This is a genomic window from Streptomyces lushanensis, assembly GCF_001700515.1.
In the GTDB taxonomy this organism is placed as follows: domain Bacteria; phylum Actinomycetota; class Actinomycetes; order Streptomycetales; family Streptomycetaceae; genus Streptomyces; species Streptomyces lushanensis.
Genome location: NZ_MAUD01000448.1, coordinates 1 through 6893 on the forward strand (window position 1 = coordinate 1; position 6893 = coordinate 6893).

A 6893-nucleotide genomic window follows, 5' to 3' on the forward strand; every position below is an offset into this window, starting at 1 on the left:
CTGAGACAATGAACAGCCGTGAACACATCCGGTTGATCGTGTGTTTCGTAGTGTTTCGGTGGTCATGGCGTGAGGGAAACGCCCGGTTACATTCCGAACCCGGAAGCTAAGCCTCACAGCGCCGATGGTACTGCAGGGGGGACCCTGTGGGAGAGTAGGACGCCGCCGAACAATTTTTAGGGGAATGCCCCGTACCAGAACTTCTGGTGCGGGGCATTCCTGCGTTTACGGGCCTGCGCGAAAACCGCCTTGCGGTAGCCGACCGGCTTCCACCGGCTACACGCAATCGGGCTCCCCGCCTCGTATCAATCACTCGTATCAATCAGAGGCGCCCCGCCGCCTTCAGCGCGAGATACGCATCCGCGAGAGCCGGAGCCAGTTTCTCCGGGGTGGCATCCACGACGGTGACGCCGTGCCTCTGCAATTGTTCCGCCGTACGACGTCGTTGAGCCTGGGTCTGTGTGCCGGCGGCGGCCTCGTAGACCGCGTCCACTGTGCCCCGCCGCGTACCCATGCTTTCGACATGGGGATCGGAGACGGAGGCGAGGAGGACTGTGTGGCGTTTGGTGAGCTGCGGGAGGACGGGAAGCAGTCCCTCCTCGATGGGAGCCGCGTCGAGACTGGTGAGGAGCACGACGAGCGATCTGCGCGGCGCGCTCCTCAACGTGGCCGCGCCGAGACCGCGTGCGTCCGTTTCCACGAGCTCCGGTTCGAGCGTGGCCAGCGCGTTGACCATTGTCGGCAGGACATCGCCCGCAGAACGGCCCTGGACCTGGGCGCGTACACGGCGGTCGTAGGCGAGGAGGTCCACGCGGTCCCCTGCTCGTGAGGCGAGCGCGGTGAGGAGGAGCGTGGCGTCCATGGCGGCGTCCAGGCGCGGGACGTCGCCGACCCTGCCGGCCGCCGTGCGGCCGGTGTCGAGGACGACAAGGATGTGCCGGTCGCGTTCGGGGCGCCACGTCCGTACGGCGACGGTCGACTGGCGGGCGGTGGCACGCCAGTCGATGGACCGGGTGTCGTCGCCGGGCACGTAATCGCGGAGACTGTCGAATTCGGTGCCTTCGCCGCGTGTGAGCACACTGGTACGACCGTCCAGCTCGCGCAGTCGGGCGAGCCTGGACGGCAGGTGCTTGCGGCTGGTGAAGGGCGGCAGCACCCGTACCGTCCAGGGGACGTCATGGTTGCCCTGGCGGGCTGCCAGCCCCAAGGGACCGTACGAGCGCACCGTCACGCGTTCCGCGCGGCGATCGCCGCGACGGGTCGGGCGGAGGGGCGTGGTGAGCCGTCGGCGTTCGCCTGCCGGGATGTTCAGCTTGTGGCGAGAGGCGGCTTGTTCGGTTCCGGCGAACCAGCTACTGGGGGGCCAGGCGTCGCGCAGATGGGCGCGGAGCCTGCGGCCCGAAGGGTTCGTGACGGTGAGATGGACTTCGGCATTTTCGCCGAGTCGAACAGACGTATCACCACTTCGGGTGAATCGGAGCGTTCGCACTGGTGCGGCAAGGGCGTAGTCGCACAGAATTGCTAGCGAGAGCGGCGCATTGAGGGCAAAGATCCCCGCCCAGCCGGGGGCGTAGATGCCGACGGGGAGAGTGCCAAGGGCCGCGAGGAGTGCGGCGCGTCCGGTGAGAGCCACGGTCACCGCCTCATCGGGGAACGGGGACATTGGCGAGGATCGCGGTGATGACGGAGTCGGCGGTGACTCCTTCCATCTCGGCCTCGGGCCGCAGTTGGATGCGATGACGGAGTGTGGGGAGAGCCAGGGCCTTCACATCGTCCGGGATGACATAGTCCCGGCCGGTGAGCCAGGCCCAGGCGCGGGCGGTGGAGAGCAGGGCAGTGGCGCCTCGTGGTGAGACGCCGAGTGAGAGCGAGGGAGACTCACGCGTGGCACGACAGATATCGACGACATAGCCCGCGATCTCGGGTGAGACGGATGTCTTGGCAACGGCGTCGCGCGCCGCGTCCAGGTCGGCCGGCCCGGCGACGGGCCGTACCCCCGCGGCTTGGAGATCACGGGGGTTGAAGCCTTCCGCGTGGCGGGTCAGGACGCTGATCTCGTCGTCGCGGGACGGCAGCGACACCGTCAGCTTGAGAAGGAAGCGGTCGAGCTGGGCCTCGGGGAGCGGATAGGTGCCCTCGTACTCGACGGGGTTCTGGGTGGCGGCGACAAGGAACGGGTCGGGGAGCGGACGCGGGGTGCCGTCGACCGTGACCTGGCGTTCCTCCATCGCTTCCAGAAGTGAGGACTGGGTCTTGGGCGGCGTGCGGTTGATCTCGTCGGCCAGCAGCAGATTGGTGAAGACGGGGCCGGGCTGGAAGGAGAACTCGGCGGTCCTGGCGTCGTAGACAAGAGATCCGGTGATGTCGCTCGGCATCAGATCCGGAGTGAACTGGACACGCTTGGTGTCGAGTTCCAGGGAAGCGGCGAGTGCGCGCACCAGAAGGGTCTTCGCGACGCCGGGGACTCCTTCGAGGAGGACATGGCCGCGGCAGAGAAGGGCGACGACAAGCCCGGTGACGGCGGGGTCCTGGCCGACCACCGCCTTCGCGATCTCGGCGCGCAGGGCCTCCAGGGAAGCGCGGGCGCTGTCCGTGTTCTCGGTGCTCCCGGCGTTATCGGTGGTCCCGGCATTACGTGTGGTCGGAGCACTCATGAAGTGCGTACCTCTCTTTCGAGGGCGTCGAGTTGGTCCGCCAGGCGGACGAGAGCGGCGTCGTCGGCAGGGGGCGGGCCGAAGAGCAGGGTGTGCGGATCCTGGGCGGTGTCCGCGAGGTGGGAGGCGACGGCCGGGATCAGGGACTCGGGCGAGTGTGCCTCGGTGGCCGGGACGCCGAGGAGAGGTGCGAGACGGTCACGGGTCGCCGAGCGTAGGGCCGATGCCGCGTGGGCCCGGGCGTTCGCCTTGCGGTAGAGGCGGGCACGGCCCTCGGTGGACTCGGAGGCCTGGATGGCGACGGGGAGCCGTTCGGTCACGAGAGGGCCCAGCCTGCGGGCGCGCCAGACGGCGGCGAGCACTGCGGCGAGGAAGAGCTGGAAGGTGCCCCAGAGCCACCCCGACGGGATGAGATCCAGGAAGCCGCGGTCGCCGCCGTCCCCACTGTTGTCACCGCTGCCCTGGGAGGCAGAGGCATCACTGAGCGAAGGGAGGTACCAGACGAGATGAGGCCGGGAGCCCAGCAGTTGCAGGGTGAGCGAGGCGTTGCCCTGCTTGTCGAGGCGGTCGTTGTAGAGAAGATCGGGAGAGCCGAGCAGGACGGTGTCACCGGCATCCGTATCCGCGCCTGCCCCTGTTTCCGTATCCGTGTCTGTTCCCGCGGTGGGGATTCTGAGCAGGGTGGGCACACCGTCACTGAGGTAGCAGCCGTCGGCCTCGGGCGAATCGGTGACGTACCGCTCGCCGCCGATGTCGACGGTGCCCGCGCGGGCGGCGCCGGGCAGCGAGCAGTGCGGGGCTCGTGCGGAGACAGGTGCGGGCGTGCTGGTACGGACACCGGGCGCCAGTATGTCGACCGACGGCGGGCCGGCGCCGAGGTGGACGGTGCGGCCTCCCGAGAGCGCGGCCGTGTCGTGCAGGAGCCACTGCTGGTGCGGTGTCAGCAGATCGGGATTGGTGACAAGGAGGGTGGTGTCAGGGCCGGTTGCGGCCGTGGCCTCGTCCAGTGTGGTGACGACATCGATGGAGACTCCGCTGTTTCCGAGCAGCTCGGCGGCGGCGCGGCTGCCGTACCGGTCGGCGGAGCGGGGGTCGAGGCGGCCGTGCTGGTCGCCCGAGGTGAGCGCGGCCATCGTGATGCCGGCCGCCAGAAGGACGGCGAGAGCGAGGAGCAGCCCGCGGGCCCGGGTCCAGATCTGGCCGGAGCTGACGGAGAGCGATGTGGAGTTGGTCGGGGAGGTCACTCGGCCGTTCCTCCGGATGCGGTGCTCAACTGCGGCTTCGCTCGTTCCAGATCGAGATCGAGTTCACGCAGACGCAGATATGTCCGCTGGTCGGCGGTGCGGCCTCCGTATGTGACGTCGTCGAACTCGCCTGCGGCGGCGCGGAGTCGGACGGCGTGGTCGGGAAGCGGGCGTCCGGCCTCGGCGGCGGCTTCGTCGGCGGTGCGGCTGGGGCGCGGGTCGAGCAGCGCTCGTTCCTCCAGGGACCGGACGATGGCGCGCATCCGCTCCTGGACGGCCTCGTTCCAGCGTTCGGCGGCGGCGTGTGTTTCGGCGCTCGCGCGGTGTTCGGCGGCGCTGCGTGGTCCTTCATCGAAGAGCGAGCCGGCCGAGCCGGGTATGCGGCGGGGCGTGCCCAGCCGCCACCACAGGGCGGCGAGGAGGGCCACCACGACCAGGATGACGACGGCCAGGCCGAGCGGACCGCCCGGGGCGACGCCGGACGCGGCGTCGAGGAGTTCGTCGATCCACTCCCAGAAGCGGTTAATCGCGCGCTGGAGAAGGTTCGGGTCGCTCTCGTGGTACATCGGCTTGGACAGTTCGCGTTCCGCCGCCTCTCGGGCGGGGACGCGAGGGGTGTCCAGCGGTATGTCGTCGCTCAGGCGTATCAGCAGCCGTGCGGATGTCGCTCCCCCCGTGATGGACACCGCATCAGCCCCTGGAAGGGCCATGGCCCGGCTGCTGGGAGCCGTAGCCGGGTACGCCAGCGGCGCGCGCCAGTTCGAGATCGAGGGCCTCGCGGCGGATGCGCTGGTCCACGTACAGGAGGACGGTCACGCCGGCGGAGATCGGATAGGTGATCGTGGTGGCGACCACGGTGCCGATGCCGGTGATGATCAGGAAGGGCCAGCCGAGATCCGTACCGGTGCCGGAGAGCAGTCCCTCGAGACCTCCACCGTCCACCGCGGCGGCGAGGATGCCGAAGGGCACGGCGATGACCAGCGTGACGAGGAAGGTCAGCAGCAGAGTGAGCAGGAGGATGCCGAAGGTGCGCCACCAGGCGCCCGCCACCAGCTTGGCGGAGCGGCGCAAGGACGGCATCACACCTCGGCGTTCGAGCATGAGCGCGGGCGAGGCGAGGTTGAAGCGGACCATCAGCCAGATGACGACGGCGAGGCCCGCGAATCCGCCGAGCAGGGCGAGCGCTGCTCCTGCGGCCGATCCCAGCAGCAGGCCGGGAAGGACGCTGATCGTCATGATGGCGGAGCTCATGAGGAGCAGCAGCACGGTCAGGCCGAGGAGCTGGGGGAGCCGGGGCCGGGCCTCGCGCCACGCCTCGGAGAGCGTGACGGGGCGTCCCAGCACGGAACGGCTGATCACCACGGTGAGTATCGAGGTGGTGAAGAGGGTGCCGATCACGGTGAGGGCCAGCGAGGGGACGAGCGAGACAAGGCTCCGCTGCACCGAGTCGGCGGCCTGGCTGAGGGTCTCCGAGGGGCTCGCGTCGGGGTCGATGGCCACCGGCTCGGGAAGGAGGAAACGCTGGACGAGGATCTCGGCGATCTGGGAGACCACGGCGACGGCGAGGGTGACACCCAGCACGGTCCGCCAGTGGGCGCGCAACGTGGAGACGGCGCCGTCCAGGATCTCGCCGACGCCGAGCGGTCGCAGCGGGATCACGCCCGGTTTGGCGGCGGGCGGCGGGCCCCAGCCGTAACCGGGCCCGGGGCCTCCGCCGTAACCCGGTCCGCCGCCGTATGCGGGCCCGTTCCAGCCCGGCGCCGGCTGCTGAGGCGCGGGTCCGGTGCCGGGGGCGCTGGGCGGGGACCACTGCCCGGCCGGCGGCTGGTCGGGCGACCACTTCGGGGCGGAATCGGTGTCGTCGGCGGGTCCGGCGGGCCTGGGCACGGTGGTGTCCTGGCCGTCGGACGGGGCGGATCCGGGCGAGGCCCAGCCCGGAGTGTCGTTCACGGTCGTCCACCTCGTGGATTGGTTGCGGGGCCGGCTCGGCGAGTCGGCGTTTCGACGGTGCCTGTCCGCGGAGCGGGGTGGCGGGCTGGCAGCCATCGTGCCACGCGTTGGCTCTGGGCGGGTCGGGGGCCGCATCTCCTTCTTACGTCCGTGCTTGCCTTCATTGTCCGTGCCGTAGCGGGCAGACTGAGCGGATGGTTGATCAGTACGCACAAACCCCGGTCGGCGCGGAGCCGTCCATGCTCCCCTCGATTCGTTGGGACGAGCCGCCGGAAGGGCCCGTGCTGGTGCTCCTCGACCAGACGAGACTTCCGGTCGAGGAGGCCGAGCTGGTCTGTACGGATGTGCCCGCGCTGGTACGGGCGATCCGGACGCTGGCGGTGCGTGGGGCACCGTTGCTGGGTATCGCGGGCGCCTACGGCGTGGCGCTGGCCGCGCGGCGGGGCTATGACGTCGAGGACGCGGCGACGCAGCTCGCGCAGGCGCGGCCCACCGCGGTGAACCTCGGGTACGGAGTGCGGCGGGCGCGTGACGCGTACCGTTCGGTGGCCGAGAGCGGCGCCGGTCTGGAGCAGGCGGCCTCGGCCGCGCTCGCCGAGGCCAGGCTGCTGCACCGGGAGGATGCCGAAGCCAGCGCGCAGATGGCCGAGTTTGGGCTTACGCTCCTCGATGAACTGCTGCCGGGTGGCGGCCACCGGATTCTGACCCACTGCAACACCGGAGCGCTGGTCTCGGGCGGGGAGGGCACCGCGTTCGCCGTGGCACTGTCGGCCCACCGGGCCGGGCGGCTGCGGCGCCTCTGGGTGGACGAGACCCGTCCGCTTCTTCAGGGGGCCCGGCTCACGGCGTATGAGGCGGCCCGCAACGGGATGGCGTACACATTGCTCACGGACAACGCGGCTGGTTCGCTGTTCGCGGCCGGGGAGGTGGACGCCGTGCTGATCGGGGCCGACCGGATCGCGGCGGACGGCTCGGTGGCGAACAAAGTGGGGAGTTATCCGCTCGCCGTGCTGGCCAAGTACCACCATGTGCCGTTCGTCGTGGT

At 70.1% G+C, this 6893-nt stretch carries 6 protein-coding genes and 1 rRNA gene; 2 read left to right on the forward strand and 5 right to left on the reverse strand.

Annotated features, from left to right (window positions below):
* Positions 1–54: 54 nt before the first annotated feature.
* A 5S ribosomal RNA gene (rrf, locus tag BFF77_RS29070) occupies positions 55–171 on the forward strand.
* Positions 172–322: 151 nt separating this feature from the next.
* Here the strand turns inward: rrf and BFF77_RS29075 are convergent.
* From BFF77_RS29075 to BFF77_RS29095, 5 genes are read right to left on the reverse strand one after another with little or no spacing between them, the layout of a single operon-like run.
* Positions 323–1633: a DUF58 domain-containing protein gene (locus tag BFF77_RS29075; RefSeq protein WP_066955771.1), complete on the reverse strand. Its 1311-nt coding sequence runs from the start codon at positions 1631–1633 to the stop codon at positions 323–325.
* 10 nt (positions 1634–1643) lie between these two features.
* A complete protein-coding gene (locus tag BFF77_RS29080; protein ID WP_066955759.1) occupies positions 1644–2654 on the reverse strand; it encodes an AAA family ATPase in 1011 nt (336 codons plus the stop codon).
* The gene (locus BFF77_RS29085; RefSeq protein WP_066955762.1) at positions 2651–3898 is read right to left on the reverse strand and encodes a DUF4350 domain-containing protein; all 1248 of its coding nucleotides are present in this window, start codon (positions 3896–3898) and stop codon (positions 2651–2653) included. Before BFF77_RS29085 ends, BFF77_RS29080 begins: the two co-directional genes overlap by 4 nt.
* The gene (locus tag BFF77_RS29090) at positions 3895–4584 is read right to left on the reverse strand and encodes a DUF4129 domain-containing protein (protein ID WP_066955765.1); all 690 of its coding nucleotides are present in this window, start codon (positions 4582–4584) and stop codon (positions 3895–3897) included. The genes BFF77_RS29085 and BFF77_RS29090 overlap by 4 nt, the downstream gene beginning before the upstream one ends.
* Before the next feature lie 4 nt (positions 4585–4588).
* Entirely contained in the window at positions 4589–5848 is a 1260-nt protein-coding gene (locus BFF77_RS29095) for a DUF7847 domain-containing protein (RefSeq protein ID WP_066955768.1), read from the reverse strand.
* Positions 5849–6042: 194 nt separating this feature from the next.
* On the opposite strand from BFF77_RS29095, the gene BFF77_RS29100 reads away from it, so the two are divergent.
* The coding region (locus BFF77_RS29100; RefSeq protein ID WP_066955774.1) for an S-methyl-5-thioribose-1-phosphate isomerase at positions 6043–6893 on the forward strand (851 nt) is incomplete at its 3' end.

Bases quoted from the DNA above. Each gene is read 5' to 3' on its own strand.
- BFF77_RS29080 (WP_066955759.1), bottom strand. From the start codon at position 2,654: ATGAGTGCTCCGACCACACGTAATGCCGGGACCACCGATAACGCCGGG.